At 58.4% G+C, this 920-nt stretch carries 1 rRNA gene (cut by a window edge); it reads right to left on the reverse strand.

Going from position 1 to position 920, the window contains the following annotated elements:
• A 23S ribosomal RNA gene (locus H7J93_RS00005) occupies positions 1-920 on the reverse strand; its annotated part reaches 280 nt to the left of the window's first position; the annotation flags it as partial.

The following is a 920-nucleotide window of genomic DNA, read 5'->3' on the forward strand; positions in this document are numbered from 1 at the left end:
ACGGGTCCTCTTAACCTTCCAGCACCGGGCAGGCGTCAGTCCGTATACATCGTCTTGCGACTTCGCACGGACCTGTGTTTTTAGTAAACAGTCGCTTCTCACTGGTTTGTGCCACCCCCTCCCGCTGCCCCGGGCAAGCCGGCTGACGGTGTGGGGGTCCCCCTTCTCCCGAAGTTACGGGGGCATTTTGCCGAGTTCCTTAACCATAGTTCACTCGTACGCCTTGGTATTCTCTACCTGACCACCTGTGTTGGTTTGGGGTACGGGCCGTGTATGCGCTCGCTAGAGGCTTTTCTCGACAGCATAGGATCACCGAATTCGCCTCACTCGGCTATGCATCACCTCTCAGGCATTCAAGTGACGGATTTGCCTATCACTTGCCCTACAGGCTTGCCCCAGTATTACCACTGACTGGTACGGCTGCCTTCCTGCGTCACCCCATCGCTTGACTACTACCCAACCGGGTCCCACGCAGCAAGCGGCCCCCGCCTCCCGAAGGAATTGGTAGGCCACCATTTGGGTGGTTAGCAGATTGGATTCGTCAGGGACGCTCATACACGGGTACGGGAATATCAACCCGTTGTCCATCGACTACGCCTGTCGGCCTCGCCTTAGGTCCCGACTCACCCTGGGCGGACTGGCCTGGCCCAGGAACCCTTGGTCTTCCGGCGGGCAAGGTTCTCACTTGCCTTATCGCTACTCATGCCTGCATTCTCACTCCCACACCCTCCACCACTAGATCACTCTGTGGCTTCACCGGATGCAGGACGCTCCCCTACCCAGCCGACACAAGGTCGGCTGCCGCGGCTTCGGCGGTGTGCTTGAGCCCCGCTACATTATCGGCGCACAATCACTTGACCAGTGAGCTATTACGCACTCTTTCAAGGGTGGCTGCTTCTAAGCCAACCTCCTGGTTGTCT

Origin of the sequence: Mycobacterium barrassiae (assembly GCF_025822765.1) — a bacterium.
GTDB lineage: Bacteria > Actinomycetota > Actinomycetes > Mycobacteriales > Mycobacteriaceae > Mycobacterium > Mycobacterium barrassiae.